Below are 18,127 nucleotides of genomic sequence, written 5' to 3' on the forward strand. Positions count from 1 at the left end.
AGAAACCGGGTTTCTGGGACAATTTTTGTGGCTTACCCAAGATTAAATTAAGAAACCCGGTTTCTGTTCTGGGGATAAACACCATAACCTTAATGGCTCGATTTACATTCCCAAAAAAGTCCAGGCCCAACGGTCAAAACTTGATCAGTTGGCATAAACAATTCCCAATAAGCCAGACCAGAATCATCTTGCAAATCCGGCTCTAAAATAAGTTTATAGTCACCTTGAAACAATAGAGTCAGACTAATATTATGATCATCAATCTGCAAATCAATCAATTCTTTATTTTCTAGTTGCTGTACAACTTTCTTGACAGTATCTATTTGTGAATCATCTATTTCAGTATCTATATTGACTGGCAACGAAGAGGTTAAGACTTGATCTCCTTGCTTTAAAATCCAAGGTGTTGCCCTTGTGCCAAATTGCCAACTACCTTTGCGTAGATTTGCTAATTTTGGGTGAGTATAAGCAGACATCTCACCGAAATCTAGCCGTAATTCATCCCCATAACTAAATATAACCTGATGACAAATTTCTCCGATCATCGGTTTAGTAATCACTGAAATAATTTTCTCGATATCTGGCTTTTGATTAATAGATGTTTGAGTCACCATTTTAAAGATCCTCTAAAAATTCTTGTGCTTTCTGGCGAAGTTCTTCATAAGTAAAATCCCCTCTACGGTTTAAAGTTCCACCATAACCATTTTTCTTTTCTTCCTCAAGGAATAACCCAAAAGCAATCCTTAATTCGCCTCCCATTTTAAACTCTTTAGCGATCGCATCAACCTGCCTCAGATCGCGTTTTCTGCCCATAAATACATATTTTCGATTCAGATAATTATAGCCTAATCTTAGCGTTACTTATCAAAAAACACTACTGACGCTATTCTCATTTTCTACGAAGAGGCGAAACCCCAAGGTTTTAGCCAAACTTTTCAAGGGTTTTCTTACTCGCTTCGACGCTACAATACCATTGGATGGCAAACTAAATACAGAACAAGAATTTCGCTGTCGTTATCCTTCAGATAAAAACACTTCATTAGGAGAAACTCTAATGGCAATTAACACCTCTTTAGAAGAACGCATCACAGCAGTAGAAGCAGCAATTACCGAATTGCAGAAACAACTTGCCAATCCTCAACCGACCAATTGGCTACAACAAATTACAGGCTCTTTCAAAGATGAACCAGCCTTTGAGGAGATACTGACATTAGGACGAGCAATTTGCCAAGGGGATAACTCTGTACTAGAAGCACAAGACGATTGAAGATTGGACAATTTGAGGCATCTTTCTTTCCCCGGTTGTATAAAGATTTGCAGAATTAATTGTATCAAACCTAATTGATAATTTTATCCTAATAAGGTGGGCAAAGCCCACCCAACAATTTAAACTTTAAACTTCGCGGTAATTCTTTGCATCGCTTCTTCTACGTTTTCCCGACTATTGAACGCAGAAATCCGAAAATAACCTTCACCCGCAGCACCAAAACCTGAACCCGGAGTCCCTACAACATTACAGGTTTGTAATAGTTTATCAAAGAAATCCCAACTCGATAAACCTTGGGGAGTTTTCACCCAAACATAGGGGGCATTTTCTCCCCCATAAACGCTTAATCCCGCCGCCGTTAATTGCTCCCGAATAATTTGGGCGTTTTCCATATAAAATTGAATTAACGCCTTAACTTGGGCTTTTCCTGCTTCAGAATAAACCGCCTCCGCTGCCCGTTGAATAATATAGGAAACGCCGTTAAATTTAGTGGCTTGACGACGGTTCCAGAGTTTCCATAATTCCACATCAGAACCATCTTTTGCTTTAGCGGTTAAGGTTTTTGGAACTACCGTAAACGCACAACGAGTTCCGGTAAATCCTGCGGTTTTGGAGAAGGAACGAAACTCAATAGCACAGTCTTTTGCCCCTGGAATTTCATAAATAGAATGGGGTAAACTAGGGTCAGAAATAAACGCTTCGTAGGCGGCATCATAGAGAATAATTGAACCGTTAGCTTTCGCGTATTCGACCCAGGCAGTTAGGTGTTCTTGGGTTGCCGTTGCCCCTGTGGGGTTATTGGGAAAACACAGATAAATTAAATCAACTTTTTGGGTGGGAATTGCGGCGGTAAAATTATTTTCAGCCGTAATGGGAATATAAACTAATCCCCCATATTCCCCTTTTTCATTCGCATCTCCCGTGTGTCCTGCCATCACATTTGTATCCACATAAACGGGATAAACGGGGTCAGTAACGGCGATAATATTATCGTCTCCAAAAATATCTAAAATATTGCCTGTATCGCATTTTGAACCATCAGAAATAAAGATTTCATCGGCGGAAATCTCACATCCTCTGGCTTGGAAATCGTTGGCGGCGATTTTTTCCCGTAACCAAGCATAACCTTGTTCGGGGCCATAACCTTTGAAGGTGTCGCGGTTGCCCATGTCTTCCACCGCCTGAACCATTGCGTCACGACAGGCTGCGGGTAAGGGTTCGGTGACATCGCCAATGCCTAAACGGATGATTTTGGCGTCGGGGTTGGCTTCTGCAAACGCATTCACCCGGCGGGCAATTTCGGGGAATAAGTAACCGGCTTTGAGTTTGAGATAGTTGTCGTTCAGGGTTGCCATAGTTGATTACAAACGCCAATTCAGGACGTAATTTCAAGGTTTAAAAGTAACCGAACTTTCTATCATATAGCAGGGAATAGGGAACAGGGAACACCTTAACTGGAGAAATCAGTTTAATGTTAAGCTGCGGGTTTATTTTTTAGGGTAATTGTTCGATTAATTCGGATAACATTACCGAATTTTTGCAATAAGTATTTTGGAGATTGACCGCCGGGTTCTTGAGTTAAAGTTAAGGGCAATAATGCTGTCAACATTAAAACACTAGACAGGGCAAATAACACTAATAAATTTTCGGGATTTTTACAAACAAACTGAGCTAAAATTCCTCCAGTTGTTGTGCCTAATGCGCTACTAATTCCGGTACTTGCTGAGGTGAAAGCAAAATAACTGGCTTGGTTACGAAGGGGAACTAAAGCCATCTGTAGATTTTGATTACATAAATCAAGTGCCGCCCAGGTTCCTCCCATAAATAAATAGAGGAAAGGCAATAACACCCAAATAGAAAAGGAATTATGATGAGCTTCTATCCACAAAAGCGGAATAGTCGATACAATCATTCCTATTAATAATAACAAAGGACGGTTGCCAATGCGATCGGCTAATCGTCCCCATCGGGGTAAAACTAACATATAAATTCCCGCTTGTAAACTGGCATAGAGGGTTACTAAACTGACATCAAGTTTTAACCCTTGTAAAAGATATACGCTGAAAAAGGGTAAACTTAAGTTTACAGCAAACATCCATAAATCATAGTAAATTAGAAAAATAAAGAAATTAGAGTTTTGACGGATTAAAGTATTGATTTTTGAAAATAATTTAAATTGTAATAAAAAATCTGAACTGTTAGAAATCGGTTCAGATTTTAGGGGAAAAATTGTTGAAGATAGGGTTTCAATGGGATGCTGAAGTTGAGGATTTACATCAACCATAAAGTATTGACAGGCTAAACTAATTAATCCCATAATTACCCCTAATAAAACAATCACACCATAGCCTCGAATAGGGCCAAGAGGATAGTAAGAAATCATCATTCCCATGATGGGAACGGATATCAAATTACTCAAGCTAGATACACTATTGCGTAAACCAAAATAGCGTCCTCTTAATTTTTTAGGAACTAAAGTTGCCATCCAACTCATCCAAGCCGATCCTCCTAATGCCCCTAAGATACTGGTTATGGAAACAATAGCTAGGGTTAAATATAATAAAGTTTGATGGCTAAGAGGATCAACGGGAGAAATCATTAAAATGGCTAATCCTAAGATTAGCCAAAGAATACGGGATGTGCCATAAACTAATCGACAATATCGATAACGGCTTGTGGTTCTATCCGCTAAAAATGCACCTAATGGTTGTGCTAAATTAACCATCATTGGAATAGCAGATAATAGCCCAATTTGTAGAGAATTAACTTCTAAATCAACCAGAAATTTAGTTAATAGAATGCCTCCTGTTGCATTGCTAAAGATGGCTGCAAACACTCCATCTATAGTAGAAGCCCGTAAACTTTGCCGAATGTCAGTTTTGGTTAATTTACTTAAATATTGTTCCACAGATTAAAAGAATAGGATGAGGATATAAACGGAAAAGATTAAGCTATAGTTTAGGAAAATGTCTAAACAATTCCATCTGTATAGAGAGAGAACTCAATAGCTTTTAAATATGACGAATCTCAGTCTTTAGATAGCTATTAGAGAGTAAAAATTCTATGTCTTAGGTAAAATTTAATGTTAAAATGTTTGATTTAAAGTCAATAAATATCTTGATAGACAGCCTCTGTTAAACCGTAATTTTGCACAAAAAAAGGAATTTTTAGGAACGCAATCCGTTGAATCAAGAGCATAAATTCTCAGTTCATTTAATCGATCACATTGTTTAAACACACAACAGTTTGGTTAATAATTGTTGTGTTCGTTTTATCAACTCATCGGATATTCCTACAAGCAAAGACGTTTAATTTTTATTAATCTTATTGTAATTCTCAGCGCAAAAAATCGCAACTAGAATTCTATAAATTAACCGATTAAACTCATCTGTTTTAACTAAAAATTTGGATATAAACAAACTCAAGATTTAAGTGAATAATAGAGATCAAAGCAGGAAAAACAAGCTAATCCGTATCTAAATTGCAACCAAACAAATCATCATCAAAGATTTCGCAGATTCAGCTAAGGGTTAATCTTTAGTTTTCTAAATATTCTCTCAACACAGAAGATAATTTAAACATAGTTTTATCTTCTTTTACTTTAGTCACTAAATACCGTTTTTGTAAAGATTGTAATCCATTAATTAAATCCGTTGATGATAACTCTACAGTTTCTCTCAATGTTTCTCTGGATAAGGATTGCTCAAATTGACTGAATTTTAAAACGATTTGTTGTTCAATCGGTGAAAGTCTATTATATAATTGGTTAAAGTGCGATCGCATTTCCTGAGTAATGACTAATTCATTCTCAGCTAGAAACTCAGCAACATCACCATCAAATATATTTTTAATTAAAATAGCAATACTTTTTAAATAACTAGGATTTCCTTCATATAAATTAATTAACGTTAACCAAGACTCATCATTTTCTAATCCTTTATGATTCAAAATTTGAGTATCATATAAACCCGGTAACTCTAAACACTTAACCGGATATAATTCCTCATCTAAACTTTCCATTTCTCCACATTGTTCTTGACTAATTAAAATTAAACTACTCTGATGTTGAGTTTCTGTGATCAAGGTGAAAAAGTTTTGATAACTATGATATTCCGGTTGATATTGTCCCGCAAATTCACCCGGAGTAAAGATATTCTGAACATCATCAAGGATGATTAAACATTTTTTCTCAATGAACAGATCTAATAATTGTTTGAATTGAGCATCTATCGTTTGTTTGTCTTCTGGCTTAATAATATTCAATAAATCCTGAACAAGCAATTCTAAAGGTTTAGGATATTTTAAACTTTTCCAAATAATAACTTCAAATTGATCTAAGTTTAAATCAATAAACCTTTTAACCAAGGCGGTTTTACCTATTCCCGATAATCCCAATATTGAGATTAAACGACTATTTTGTTTTAATATCCAATTAGATAGAGTTTCAAGTTCTGTTTCTCGGTTGTAAAAATTTATGATTTGAGGAGCTAGGGTTAAATCGTGATAAACTGATTTAGATTTAGCGTTTAAGTTTTTTTCTTGATTGTTATTAGAGTTGTTTAAGCTGGGTATACAAAAATTAAAAGTATGATTATTATTTTGCTTACTATGGTTACTATTGGTATGTATAATCAGGGGTGATGATGTTATTTGTAATCTTTCTATAGTAGAAACAAAGTTAGATTTTTTAATATCTTCACCTAACTGTTCAGATAAAATTTTAAATAACTTCCTACATTCATCACCAATATAACCCTCATCATAATCATAAATATCTGCAATTTGCTTATAAGTTTTACCTTTAAATACCTGTTCAACAATCTTTTTTTGCAGATCATCTAAATGCTGTTCTGTCTCAGAAAATACTAACCTATCTACAAATTGTAAAATTTCTGTAACAGTCATAAAAGCTAGATGAGGTAACAATTTTAAGTATTATAACTCAACTTGCTTCCAGATTATCAGGTTTTTTCAGGTATTGTCTTAATATTTATTAATAAAACATCAGGTAATATCAGATATTTTCTGGTATGACAAAACATTAATTTAGTATCAAAATGGTTAATCAGGTTTTAATCAAGCAAATTTATTTGCTAAATATAATGGTTAATCAACTTTATTATGGGGACAATTTAGAAGTATTAAGACGTTATATTAAAGATGAATCAGTAGACTTATGTTATATCGATCCCCCTTTTAACTCTAAACGGAATTACAATCAAATTTATAATAATATTGGTTCCGAGGATAAAGCTCAAGCACAAGCATTTATTGATACCTGGGAATGGGATGATCATGCAATTCATGGACTAGAGGAAATTACAACTAATTATCATGGTTTATTCACTCAGCAATGTATTGCTTTAATTACAGGTTTAAAGAATGTTCTAGGAACAGGTGGTTTACTGGCTTATTTAGTTAGTATGACTTTAAGGATAACAGAAATCCATCGAGTTTTAAAACCTACGGGTAGTTTTTATTTACATTGTGATCCTACCGCTTCACATTATTTAAAATTAATAGTAGATGCAATATTTTGTTCTCAAGGAGGTGATTTTTTAAATGAAATTATTTGGTGTTACAGAGGAGGAGGTTCACCTAAAAAAGATTTTGGCAGGAGACATGATGTTATATTTAGGTACGGTAAAACTAAGGAGTATATATTTAACCCAGATTTAATTAGAATACCTTACGAAGCAGAAGGAATAAAGAGAAAAGATGATGCAATGTGGGGAAAACACAAAGGAACAAATAAAGTTTATAAACCTCATCCTTTAGGAAAAATACCTGAAGATTGGTGGATGATAAATATATTAAATGCCAATGATCCTGAACGTTTAGGATATCCAACACAAAAACCTGAAGCATTATTAGAAAGAATAATTAAAGCCAGTTCTAACGAAAATGATACAATATTAGATGCTTATTGTGGATGTGGAACAACCGTTGCAGTTTCCCAAAAATTAGATCGGAAATGGATAGGAATTGATATTACTTATCAAAGTATTAGTTTAATTTTAAGAAGATTAGAAGATAGCTTTGGGAAAGGGGTTTTAGATACGATTAAACTGCATGGTATTCCTAAAGATATAGAAAGTGCAACAGCATTAGCAAATAAAGCAGACGATCGCACTCGAAAAGAATTTGAAAAATGGGCAATCTTAACTTATACGAATAATAGGGCAATTATTAACACAAAAAAAGGTGCTGATCAAGGTGTAGATGGAATTGCTTACTTTCAAGGTGATCAAAATGACCCAGAAAAAATCATTTTTCAAGTCAAATCAGGAAAAGTCAAATCAGGTGATATTCGAGATTTAATAGGAACAATGACCCTATTAAATGCTAGTATAGCCATATTTATAACTTTAGAAAATCCTACTAAAGAGATGATAAAAACGGCAAAATCTGCTGGTTTTTATCAAAGTAAATATATGAGCAATAGTTGTGATAAGGTTCAAATTGTTACAGTCCAAGATATTATTGAAAATCTAAAAAGATTAAATATTCGTTTAAGTTTAGAAGTGGTTAAAAGTGCTGAAAAACAAAAAGAAGTGAAAGCTAATCAGATGGAGTTAGACTTAGATATTTGATAATCTCAACCACTATGGGGATTAAAAACCCGGTTTCTTAAAGAAACCGGGTTTTTAAGGTTTAAGGGAGTTGAGAATGCGATCGCTTTAACTACACTAATTTACAAGTCAGGATGTTTTACTATTGAAATAGATAAACTTTTAGACTTTTTAATAAATTTTTCATCAAAAGTATAAAATTCTAAACAATGATGACTTGAAGCTAGATTAAAAGCATCGGCAAAATCTACACCATTCTCATGCCATTCAATAATTTGTAGAATCAATTTTTCATTTGTTAAATAGACATTCGGTAAACCAAAAACCTTTTTAAAAGCTTGACAAATTTCTAAAGGTTTAAACTTGTAAGCAAACCGCAACACCGATTCAGTTTCCAAGATGACAGTATCAGGAATAAAAATATTTTTATTTTTGAATAATTCTAAACTTTGTTGATACTGTAATTCATCATCTCTCGTAATAAATCTAACAATAATATTAGTATCAATAGCAATCATCGATTCCATAATTCTTTTATTCCCTGACCAATTGCTTGATCCATTTCTTCAATTGTTTTGGCTTTTCCTTGATACTTCAAACATCCAGCAACTTCATCTAATGTTGTTTCTGGAAAAGTTTTTTTAGGCTTTAATAAAATTCCATCACCCAGATTAATTATAATTAATTCTTGACCCGTTTCCCAATGATACTGATCTCTTAAGATTTGAGGAATAGTAACTTGACCTTGACTTGACAATTTAATAATTTCCATTGAACTAATAGTTATATATTTTTTCCTATTTTAAGTTTAACATGGATTGCTGTCTGCGGACAAGTGATGATAATGCGATCACTATATAACACATCCCAAAAAAACTTCAACTGATCACTCTACCCAATTCTCTAAACTTAAACCCTCAACTCTCAATAAATCACTATCATTAGAAACCAGAATTAAACCTTTAACAATAGCAGTCGCAGCAATTAAAATATCTTCCGTTTGTATTGGTAATCCCCTTAACCTTAAATTAGCATGAATTTCGGCTGCTTTCTCTAAAATTGCTAAATCATCTAATAAAATAATTTGATAATCTTGACAAAAACCATTAAATCTTTCCCTTTGTTTCGGTGAGTCAACCGCTAAAAATCCTCTCCTAATTTCAAAATAAGTGATACAGCTAATACAGATCTTTTTTCTTTGAGCTTTAATATCCTCAAGTTTTTTATTGATTTGACGATTATTTTTAGTAGCCAAAGAAACGATATTAGTATCTAATAAATAAATCATAATTATCTATTTACGTTTAATTGCTTCATCAAAAATAGCCATCTGTTCAGGAGTAAAATCTTCGCCAATTTTTGCTAAAATTTGTAGGGACATTATTCCACTACAATGCTCTTTTAATTCTGTGTCAGACATTGTACTAAATTCTTCAAAAGGTAAGTTTTCTTCAAATAATTTAACTAAATGTTGAACGATTTCAGAATAATTAAGATCCTCCTTAAACAAAGGACGCTCTTCCATTAAAATCGAAACAACTTTCTCAATTCTTTGGGTCATGGATTCTTTTATCATATCCGTTGATAACATATTGATAGCCTCCGTTCAAATGTAATTGATCACCCTTTTAATTCTAGCAAATTATTAACAGTTAACCGTCAACGGTCAACTGTCAACCCCCACCTAATTTCTCCGGCTGGGAAAGACTCGTAAAGCATTTTCAGGTACAGAGATTTTCACCCGCATTCCCACAGGTAAAGCCGTTGTCGCACTGGTTCTGGCGATGAGTTCCCGTCCAGAAGGAACCTGTAAACTATAATGATTTTCTCGTCCGAGAAATTGACGATCGCGAATGACAACAGGCGCGTTATCATCAGGTTTAAGAATAAAATCTTCTTGTCGTACCATTAATTCTACTCGGTCTAATTGCTCCCAATCAGGAGTAACAGCATCCACCAGATAGGGGTTAATTGCAAAACAACCTACTTCCGTTTCCCAAAAATCTCCTCGACGTTTAGCAGGAATAAAATTCGCTTGGGTGACAAATTCTGCAACAAACCGAGACGCAGGTTGCTGATAAATAGTTTCCGGTGTACCAAACTGTTCTAAGCGTCCTTCTCGCATCACCGCTACCCAATCAGAAATCGATAAAGCTTCTTCTTGATCATGGGTCACAAAAATTGCGGTAGTTCCTGCTATTTTTAAAATATCCCGTAATTCCTGTCGCAATCTTAAACGAACTTGAACATCTAAATTACTTAAGGGTTCATCTAATAAAACTAAAGCCGGATGGGGAGCTAAAGCACGAGCTAAAGCAACTCGTTGTTGTTGTCCCCCTGAAATTTCATGGGGATAGCGTTTTTCATAACCCGATAACCCAACTAATTCTAAAACTTCAGCGACCCGTCTTTGAATCCCTAAACTGGATTTTTTCTTACTATTTTTTAAACCAAAAGCAATATTTTTTTCAACGGTTAAATGGGGAAATAACGCATAATCTTGAAACACCATCCCGACGTCTCGCTGTTCTGGCGGTATCCAATAATCTAACCCAGCCACTTCTCGACCCGCTAAAGCAATTGTTCCCGTATCTGGCTGTTCAAATCCAGCAATCATTCGCAATAATGTGGTTTTCCCACATCCAGAGGGGCCTAACAATCCTAAAATATCCCCTTCATGTAACTTCAGGTTAACGGCTTGAACGGCTGGTGTCTGGCTTCGGGGAAACTGTTTCCCGACATCCTCTAAATGCAGAATCACAGATTGAATCATCTTTACAAAAATCAATAGAGCTTACAGTTCAACACCATTGTTGAAACTTATATTCAGAAACATAATTCTGATTATACCCCCTTTTTAGGATATATTCTCACTAAGACTTGATTAAATTTTTGGGAGTGCTTCCAGGTGTTCTTATCCCCATTGGAGTCTTTGATAAAAGCCTTTCGGAGCTTGAGTCTGGACGTTTGGACTTTGTTTGTTATGGCGATCGCAATTTTAATCGCCACTCCGGTATTATTTGTATTAAGCAGTATTTTCACCAATTCTGCTGCGGTCTGGAACCATTTAGCTGCAACGGTTCTACCTGGTTATATCCTCAACTCCTTATTGCTAATCTTTGGCGTTGGTATCGGGGTGTTATTGCTAGGAGTCAGTAGTGCTTGGTTAGTAACGATGTGTCGGTTTCCGGGGAGTCGCTTGTTTGAATGGGGGTTGTTACTTCCCTTAGCCGCGCCAGCTTATATTCTCGCCTATGTGTACACCGAATGGTTAGATTTTTATGGCCCGGTACAAACCCTGCTGCGGGATACCTTCGGATGGAATAGTATTGATGAGTATTGGTTTCCTGATATTCGTTCAGTTTGGGGGGCAATTTTTTTATTATCTTTAACGTTATATCCCTACGTTTATTTATTAACCAGAGTTGCTTTTTTAGAACAATCAACCTGCACCTTGGAGGCTAGTCGTTCCCTCGGTTGTAGCCCCTGGAAAAGTTTCTATTCAATTGCTTTACCCTTAGCTCGTCCGTCAATTATGGCGGGGTTAGCATTAGCCTTAATGGAAACTTTGAATGATTTTGGAACCGTTCAATATTTTGGGGTAGATACCTTTACAACAGGTATTTATCGAACTTGGTTTGGTATGGGAGAACGAATTGCAGCTTCTCAATTAGCAGCCGTTTTAATGTTATTTATTTTAGGATTAATTTTAGTTGAAACTTGGTCACGGCGACAAGCAAAATATTATCAAACTGGAAATCGATTTCAATCTTTAAACCAATTTAAACTTAAAAAACTACGCGCTATATTAGCTTGTATTGTTTGTTTAATCCCGATAACCTTTGGGTTTTTAATTCCCAGTAGTCTTTTATTAAAGATGACCTTAGAAAATTTAGACACTCTTTTCAATACAGAATTTTTGAATTATGCCTTACATAGTTTAACTTTAGCAACCATTAGCGGTCTTTTAGCCGTTCTAATTGCTTTAATCATGGCTTATGGCGTCCGGTTAAATTCTAATGCTTTAATGCGATTATCCACCCGGATTGCAGCCATGGGTTATGCAGTTCCCGGTTCAGTCATTGCAGTTGGTATTTTAATTCCGATTGGTCGATTAGATAATGCTATTGATGCGTTGATGAAGTCTACCTTTGGTATAGCAACTGGATTGTTATTTAGTGGAACCATTATGGCTTTAATTTATGCTTATTTAGTTCGATTTTTAGCAGTTTCTTTAGGAGCGGTAGAATCAAGTTTAAATAAAATTAAACCGAATTTAGATGAAGCCGCCCGCAGTTTAGGCTATGGCGCAACTCGAACATTAATTAAAGTTCATACCCCAATGATGTTGAGTGGATTATTAACCGCCGGAATGTTAACCTTTGTGGATGTAATGAAAGAATTATCCGCTACATTAGTTATCCGTCCGTTTAATTTTGATACCCTCGCCATTCGAGTTTATAACTTAGCCTCAGATGAACGATTATCCGAAGCCGCAGCACCCGCATTAGCTATTGTTGCAGTTGGGATTATTCCCGTGATTTTCTTAAGTTTAAAAATCGCTCAATCCCATCGTTCATAAACCCAAATCGTTGATAAATTTTCCAACCACTTCAACAAATTCTGCTGTTGATTCGTAGGGTAAAACATTGCGTCCTGAAATGATAGCAGATTGACAATTTTTCCAACCTGTTTCATAAAGTTGACACCGTTGTTCTGGGGTTTCCGAGAATCCACTCCGACTAATACTTGATGCAGTTGTTCCAAAAACGGCTAAGGTAGGAATCGAAATTTCTGCCATGATATCCGTATAATTTTGTCTCCAAAATCCAGCTAAAAAGGAATAAACTGCATAACGACTATTATCATTTTTTGCTCCTTGTTCTAACAAGTCTAACCAATTTTGATCAACATCTTCTGCTTTTGCAAAGAGTTGACGAATGGAGAAAGATTCGATAAACTGACGACGACGAGCATACAACCAAAATAAATTACCGATAGGAGAATCAAAAAATAGGTTCCAGGTGAGTTTTTGTTGTTGTTCTGAACGAGGTTCGGTCATCACTCGCCATGCGGGGGGGCCAGATAAAATTAATCCTTTGATTAAGTTAGAATTAGAATTCTTTTGAAGTTGAATCAGGGCGATCGCAACGGGTAATAATGCGCCTTGTACTAAGATAATAACAGGTTTTTCAATAATATTATGTAAAAAATAATTAACTTGTTCTGCCCAATCTTCAGGATAATAAGCTAACTTTGGCATTTGAGAATGACCACAACCGATTAAATCTGGGTTATAAATAGCCTGATTTAACCCTTTTTTTCGCCCTTCTTGGCAAAATCGGTGCCAAAATTTTCCCGATAATCCTACACCTATCGGATGAATTAATAATAAAGCAGATTCATTATTGTTAATCGGGTTAATCCCAGGATAATATTCATATAAACATTGATATCCTTGCCAAGTATAGGATTTTTTCTCAGGAACAAATTCAGGATTATAAACCATAATGCAGGATAAATTTATCTTAGAAAAACGCGAACTTCAACAAATTAAAAGGATTTCACCGATTAGCATAATTTAGACAAAAACCTGGTTTTAGGTTAATGGATTTTTAGAAATCAGTGAAATCCAAGTTATCTGTTAGCCTCTATTAAGGCTTTATTCTGGGATCATTTCAGATTCAACGGTTGATTCAGGTTTAGAAACTTCAGTTTCAGAATCAACTGGAAGGGTTGAATCTTCAATTAGGTTAGGGGTTTCTCCGGGTTGTAGTTCGGTAACGGGTTCTGGAATAGGAACTTGATCAACAATTTCAGGTAAAGTTGTTGGCGGAGTCGGAGGGTTAAATTTTACTGAAATGGAATTTAAGAAAGGAAGACGGAAACGGCTTAAAAATCCACCGAATTTGTTAGGTTGAGGTTCAGGAGAAACTAACGGTTGAGAAGGAATATCCGCTTGAGTCTTAGCAGCTTCGGGTGTGATTTCTTCGGTTTGGGTTCCCGATACTACAGGTTCTATAGGAAGTTGTTCAGGTTCTATGATTTCTGATGGAATCTGTTCAGCTTCTGGAATAGAATTTTCGACTTGAGAAGGTGTTTCTTCTACAACAGGAGAAATCTCTTCCGGTTCAGAAATAGAATTTTCTACTTGAGAAGGTGTTTCTTCTATAACAGGAGAAATCTCTTCCGGTTCGGAAATAGAATCTTGAGATTCAGAAATAGGTTCTTCAACAGGTGGAGCAATTTCTTCTGGTTCTGAAGTAGGTTCTACAGAGGGAATGACTTCAGGTTCAGAAGGTTCAATCACATCTTCTGGGTTAGCATTAGGATTAACCATTCCCTTAACGTCTACCCAGGATAATTTTCCTTGAATCAGTTGGGAAAGGGTATTATTGAGTTTGGGATTATAAGTAATGACACGGGCTGTTTTATTAAAAACGTTGTCAACAAGGTTACCATTTTCATCCAGATATTCAATTTGTACCCAGTTTTTACCCGGTTTAAATCCTTTTAAATATAAGGGTTGCCATTGATTGGTGGTGAAGCTTTCGCCGTTAACGGTAATCCGAATTTTCCAATCTACAATTTCATCTGTAGGGTCTTCTTGGGCGACCAGATGCAGAGGGGCATTGCTAAGATAAAAGTCGAGTAAAATTGGTTCTGCACCATATTCCCCTTGTGGGCGATTATAGGTGAGTAAGGGGAGATCTGGGTTAGGATAATCAAGATCGGTTTTTGTAAAGATATGAAAGGTGGTTTGGGCAAAAGACCCTTCATTTTTATAGCTTTCGTTCCAAGGATAGGTGGCAAAGACCCGGAGGGTATGGGTTCCGGGGTCTAAATTGGAGAAGGTGATGGGAGTAGAAATATCGTAAATATCGATATTGGGTTGGTTATCGAGGATCACTTGTAAATGTAGCCCCAAACCGGATTTCGGGTCTTTGAAGAGGGGTAAACCTTGAACCTGAAGTTGCAGATTAATCGTATCGTCTTCGATAATCGCATCGGGTTTGGGGTTGAGAATACTGACTTGAGGCTGGTAAGTATCGAGAGCTTGATGGAGTTTTTGGATCAGTTTGGGTGGAGAAACATCGCCAATGGGTTCGGTGGATTTAGTAACGCTCAGGGGTGGAGAACTCTGGGGCGCAACCGCAGAATTACCACATCCAACCATTGTTACTATTATTAATACCGCTAATAAGGTAGTCAGTGGGGTTTTGATTGTTGTCCACCCCTGAAGCAGAAGCTTTAACAGGTTAATCCTGTGAAGAAACCCTAATCCAGTTTTGTCCATAACTCTTCCATTGAGAATGATCGGCCAATGGCAGTCAACCTTGATCCGTCAGTTCTGGGGGTTCATTGCGATTTGCAGTTCCTTGAGGAATTCGGGAAGATGATGTTTCTAATTTCTGAAACATCAGCAACATTTTGTAACTTTGATCACTGAAGGAATCACAGGTTGCTGTTCACTATCCTCTGCTACCCTACCCTAAAATTTGACCGTCGGAGAAATTTTAAGTTTTGTAACATTTACCCAGAAGGGTTTGACTTTTTTAAAGTGTTGTGAACGCTAAATTGATGATCATGAGAGAATCTGAGTGAATTTTAATTATTGTTACCAAGTCATTCCCCCCAGATTCAGAAAGATGATATATCATTTAAAGACAACAGCTACCGCCCCGGGAAGCCCTTACTATGTAAGGCTTTGGGTTGGGCGTTGCTGTTGAAATAAAAATAAAAAAGCCTTATGGCAACTACAAGGGTGTCTTGTTGCCCCCGAACAAAGGTTGGTCTTAGGTTCAGGTATAAACCTGAATAAATCGTCTCATAGAAATTTATCTATGAAACAATTGTACGAAACGCTAACTTTTGTGAAGGATTTTGAAAAAGGGGTATAACTTCTGTCAAAATCTGCAACGTTACTTATTTTTTGTCACAGGTCGAGGAGAGTCTAAATGACAATCAGTCCTCCAGAGCGTGAGGCAAAAGTAAAAGTTACGGTTAGCAACGATCCGGTTCCTACCTCTTTTGAAAGATGGTCTAAACCTGGACATTTCCGCCGTGACTTAGCCAAAGGGCCAAGTACAACCACTTGGATTTGGAACCTCCACGCCGACGCTCACGACTTCGATAGTCATACCAGCGATTTAGAAGATATTTCGCGTAAAATCTTTAGCGCCCATTTCGGCCATTTAGCCGTGATCTTTATCTGGTTAAGTGGCGCCTACTTCCACGGTGCTAAGTTTTCAAACTACGAAGCTTGGCTGGCTAACCCTACGGGGATTAAGCCCAGCGCTCAAGTTGTATGGCCAATTTTCGGCCAAGAAATTTTAAACGGTGATGTGGGCGGTGGCTTCCACGGAATTCAGATTACCTCTGGATTATTCCAACTGTGGCGGTCTTCCGGTTTCACAAACTCCTACCAGCTTTACTGCACCGCCATTGGTGCGCTGGTAATGGCTGGTTTAATGCTGTTTGCAGGTTGGTTCCATTACCACAAACGCGCTCCCAAACTGGAATGGTTCCAGAATGTGGAGTCGATGATGAACCACCACTTAGCTGGTTTGTTGGGTCTGGGCAGTTTGGCTTGGGCAGGTCACCAAATTCATGTGTCCTTACCGGTGAACAAGTTGCTGGATGCAGGAGTGGCGGCGAAGGATATTCCTTTACCCCATGAGTTCATCCTCAACCCCAACCTGATGGCAGAACTGTATCCCAGCTTTAAACAAGGGTTAACTCCGTTCTTTACCTTGAATTGGGGAGTCTATGCAGATTTCCTGACCTTCAAAGGCGGATTGAACCCCCAAACAGGCGGTCTGTGGTTATCTGATACCGTACACCATCACCTGGCGATCGCAGTCTTGTTCATCATTGCGGGCCATATGTACCGGACAAACTGGGGCATTGGTCACAGCATGAAGGAAATTTTAGAAGCCCATAAAGGCCCCTTCACTGGAGAAGGCCACAAAGGACTCTACGAAATCCTGACCACCTCTTGGCACGCTCAGTTGGCGATTAACCTCGCATTGATGGGTTCTTTGAGCATCATTGTGGCTCACCACATGTACTCAATGCCTCCCTATCCTTACATTGCGACGGATTACCCCACGCAGTTGTCTCTGTTCACGCATCATGTGTGGATTGGTGGCTTCCTGATTGTGGGTGCGGGCGCTCACGCTGCCATCTTTATGGTGCGCGATTACGTTCCGGCTAACAATGTCAACAACTTGCTCGATCGTGTGCTTCGTCACCGCGATGCAATTATCTCCCACCTGAACTGGGTCTGTATCTTCTTGGGCTTCCACAGCTTCGGCTTGTACGTCCATAACGACACCATGCGGGCGTTTGGTCGTCCCCAAGATATGTTCTCCGATACAGGCATTCAACTCCAACCTGTGTTTGCCCAATGGATTCAACACATTCATGCTTTAGCACCCGGTAGCACTGCTCCCCATGCTTTAGCCAGTGTAAGTCCAGTGTTCGGCGGCGATGTTGTTGCCGTCGGTGGCAAAGTGGCAATGATGCCCATCGTGTTAGGTACGGCGGACTTCATGGTTCACCATATCCATGCCTTCACGATTCACGTTACGGTTTTAATTCTGCTTAAAGGCGTTTTATTCGCCCGTAGCTCTCGCCTGATTCCCGATAAGAGTGAATTAGGTTTCCGCTTCCCGTGTGACGGCCCGGGTCGGGGTGGTACTTGCCAAGTTTCTGGCTGGGATCACGTTTTCCTCGGTCTGTTCTGGATGTACAACTCTCTCTCCATCGTGATTTTCCACTTTAGCTGGAAGATGCAATCCGATGTGTGGGGAACAGTTGGTGCGGACGGCACTATTTCTCACATCACCAATGGCAACTTTGCCCAAAGCGCCATTACGATTAATGGATGGCTGCGTGATTTCCTGTGGGCGCAAGCTGCTCAGGTGATCACTTCCTATGGGTCAGCCCTTTCTGCCTACGGTCTGTTGTTCTTGGGTGCCCACTTCGTCTGGGCGTTCAGCTTAATGTTCCTGTTCAGTGGCCGTGGCTACTGGCAAGAATTGATTGAGTCTATTGTTTGGGCTCATAATAAGCTGAAAGTAGCCCCATCAATTCAACCTCGTGCTCTGAGTATTACTCAAGGTCGTGCGGTTGGTGTAGCTCACTACCTCTTAGGAGGAATTGCTACAACCTGGGCATTCTTCCTAGCCCGAATTATTTCAGTAGGATGAAAACTCTCTGCTCAGGGGCGGAAGAAGGCTTAATCGGTTTTCTTCTTCCCCCTGAAGCGGAATAGAAAAGAACA

Annotated in this window: 16 protein-coding genes; 4 read left to right on the forward strand and 12 right to left on the reverse strand. The window is 37.8% G+C overall.

Annotation, left to right across the window (positions count from 1 at the left end):
• Nucleotides 1–89: 89 nt before the first annotated feature.
• Together NMK36_RS23815 and NMK36_RS23820 are read right to left on the reverse strand one after the other, a co-directional pair.
• The gene (locus NMK36_RS23815) at nucleotides 90–614 is read right to left on the reverse strand and encodes a hypothetical protein (protein ID WP_254174784.1); all 525 of its coding nucleotides are present in this window, start codon (nucleotides 612–614) and stop codon (nucleotides 90–92) included.
• 1 nt (nucleotide 615) lies between these two features.
• Nucleotides 616–813 (reverse strand): hypothetical protein, encoded by a 198-nt coding sequence (locus tag NMK36_RS23820; RefSeq protein ID WP_072718171.1) that lies wholly within the window; start codon nucleotides 811–813, stop codon nucleotides 616–618.
• Nucleotides 814–1,054: 241 nt separating this feature from the next.
• On the opposite strand from NMK36_RS23820, the gene NMK36_RS23825 reads away from it, so the two are divergent.
• Entirely contained in the window at nucleotides 1,055–1,267 is a 213-nt protein-coding gene (locus tag NMK36_RS23825) for a hypothetical protein (RefSeq protein ID WP_254174785.1), read from the forward strand.
• A 119-nt stretch (nucleotides 1,268–1,386) separates the two neighbouring features.
• On the opposite strand, the gene NMK36_RS23830 is transcribed toward NMK36_RS23825, so the two are convergent.
• The 3 genes from NMK36_RS23830 to NMK36_RS23840 all read right to left on the reverse strand — a co-directional run bounded on the left by NMK36_RS23830 (nucleotide 1,387) and on the right by NMK36_RS23840 (nucleotide 6,172).
• A complete protein-coding gene (locus NMK36_RS23830) occupies nucleotides 1,387–2,622 on the reverse strand; it encodes an LL-diaminopimelate aminotransferase (protein ID WP_254174786.1) in 1,236 nt (411 codons plus the stop codon).
• A gap of 119 nt (nucleotides 2,623–2,741) precedes the next feature.
• Nucleotides 2,742–4,175, reverse strand: a complete 1,434-nt coding sequence (locus tag NMK36_RS23835) for an MFS transporter (RefSeq protein ID WP_254174787.1) — start codon at nucleotides 4,173–4,175, stop codon at nucleotides 2,742–2,744.
• A gap of 629 nt (nucleotides 4,176–4,804) precedes the next feature.
• Nucleotides 4,805–6,172, reverse strand: coding sequence for an ATP-binding protein (locus tag NMK36_RS23840; RefSeq protein WP_254174788.1), 1,368 nt, complete (start codon nucleotides 6,170–6,172; stop codon nucleotides 4,805–4,807).
• 152 nt (nucleotides 6,173–6,324) lie between these two features.
• Between NMK36_RS23840 and NMK36_RS23845 the strand changes: the two genes are divergently transcribed.
• Nucleotides 6,325–7,860, forward strand: a complete 1,536-nt coding sequence (locus NMK36_RS23845; RefSeq protein WP_254174789.1) for a DNA methyltransferase — start codon at nucleotides 6,325–6,327, stop codon at nucleotides 7,858–7,860.
• A 101-nt stretch (nucleotides 7,861–7,961) separates the two neighbouring features.
• On the opposite strand, the gene NMK36_RS23850 is transcribed toward NMK36_RS23845, so the two are convergent.
• The 5 genes from NMK36_RS23850 to NMK36_RS23870 all read right to left on the reverse strand — a co-directional run bounded on the left by NMK36_RS23850 (nucleotide 7,962) and on the right by NMK36_RS23870 (nucleotide 10,612).
• The gene (locus NMK36_RS23850) at nucleotides 7,962–8,366 is read right to left on the reverse strand and encodes a type II toxin-antitoxin system VapC family toxin (protein WP_254174790.1); all 405 of its coding nucleotides are present in this window, start codon (nucleotides 8,364–8,366) and stop codon (nucleotides 7,962–7,964) included.
• Nucleotides 8,354–8,611, reverse strand: a complete 258-nt coding sequence (locus tag NMK36_RS23855; protein WP_254174791.1) for an AbrB/MazE/SpoVT family DNA-binding domain-containing protein — start codon at nucleotides 8,609–8,611, stop codon at nucleotides 8,354–8,356. Before NMK36_RS23855 ends, NMK36_RS23850 begins: the two co-directional genes overlap by 13 nt.
• A 114-nt stretch (nucleotides 8,612–8,725) precedes the next feature.
• Nucleotides 8,726–9,127 carry a type II toxin-antitoxin system VapC family toxin gene (locus NMK36_RS23860; RefSeq protein ID WP_254174792.1) on the reverse strand — a complete coding sequence of 134 codons (402 nt, stop codon included), beginning with the start codon at nucleotides 9,125–9,127 and terminating at the stop codon, nucleotides 8,726–8,728.
• A gap of 6 nt (nucleotides 9,128–9,133) precedes the next feature.
• The gene (locus NMK36_RS23865; protein WP_072718161.1) at nucleotides 9,134–9,430 is read right to left on the reverse strand and encodes a hypothetical protein; all 297 of its coding nucleotides are present in this window, start codon (nucleotides 9,428–9,430) and stop codon (nucleotides 9,134–9,136) included.
• A 93-nt stretch (nucleotides 9,431–9,523) separates the two neighbouring features.
• Nucleotides 9,524–10,612 (reverse strand): ABC transporter ATP-binding protein, encoded by a 1,089-nt coding sequence (locus tag NMK36_RS23870; protein ID WP_072718160.1) that lies wholly within the window; start codon nucleotides 10,610–10,612, stop codon nucleotides 9,524–9,526.
• Between the two features lie 210 nt (nucleotides 10,613–10,822).
• On the opposite strand from NMK36_RS23870, the gene NMK36_RS23875 reads away from it, so the two are divergent.
• A complete protein-coding gene (locus NMK36_RS23875) occupies nucleotides 10,823–12,421 on the forward strand; it encodes an ABC transporter permease (protein WP_254175225.1) in 1,599 nt (532 codons plus the stop codon).
• Here NMK36_RS23875 and NMK36_RS23880 read toward each other — a convergent pair.
• Together NMK36_RS23880 and NMK36_RS23885 are read right to left on the reverse strand one after the other, a co-directional pair.
• Nucleotides 12,416–13,348 carry an alpha/beta fold hydrolase gene (locus NMK36_RS23880; RefSeq protein ID WP_254174793.1) on the reverse strand — a complete coding sequence of 311 codons (933 nt, stop codon included), beginning with the start codon at nucleotides 13,346–13,348 and terminating at the stop codon, nucleotides 12,416–12,418. The genes NMK36_RS23875 and NMK36_RS23880 overlap by 6 nt on opposite strands.
• A 153-nt stretch (nucleotides 13,349–13,501) precedes the next feature.
• On the reverse strand, nucleotides 13,502–15,136 hold the full coding sequence (locus tag NMK36_RS23885) for a hypothetical protein (RefSeq protein ID WP_254174794.1): 1,635 nt from the start codon (nucleotides 15,134–15,136) through the stop codon (nucleotides 13,502–13,504).
• A 661-nt stretch (nucleotides 15,137–15,797) separates the two neighbouring features.
• On the opposite strand from NMK36_RS23885, the gene psaA reads away from it, so the two are divergent.
• Nucleotides 15,798–18,053 (forward strand): photosystem I core protein PsaA, encoded by a 2,256-nt coding sequence (gene psaA, locus NMK36_RS23890; protein WP_254174795.1) that lies wholly within the window; start codon nucleotides 15,798–15,800, stop codon nucleotides 18,051–18,053.
• Nucleotides 18,054–18,127: the final 74 nt, after the last annotated feature.

The organism is Planktothrix pseudagardhii, from assembly GCF_904830925.1.
In the GTDB taxonomy this organism is placed as follows: Bacteria; Cyanobacteriota; Cyanobacteriia; order Cyanobacteriales; family Microcoleaceae; genus Planktothrix; species Planktothrix tepida.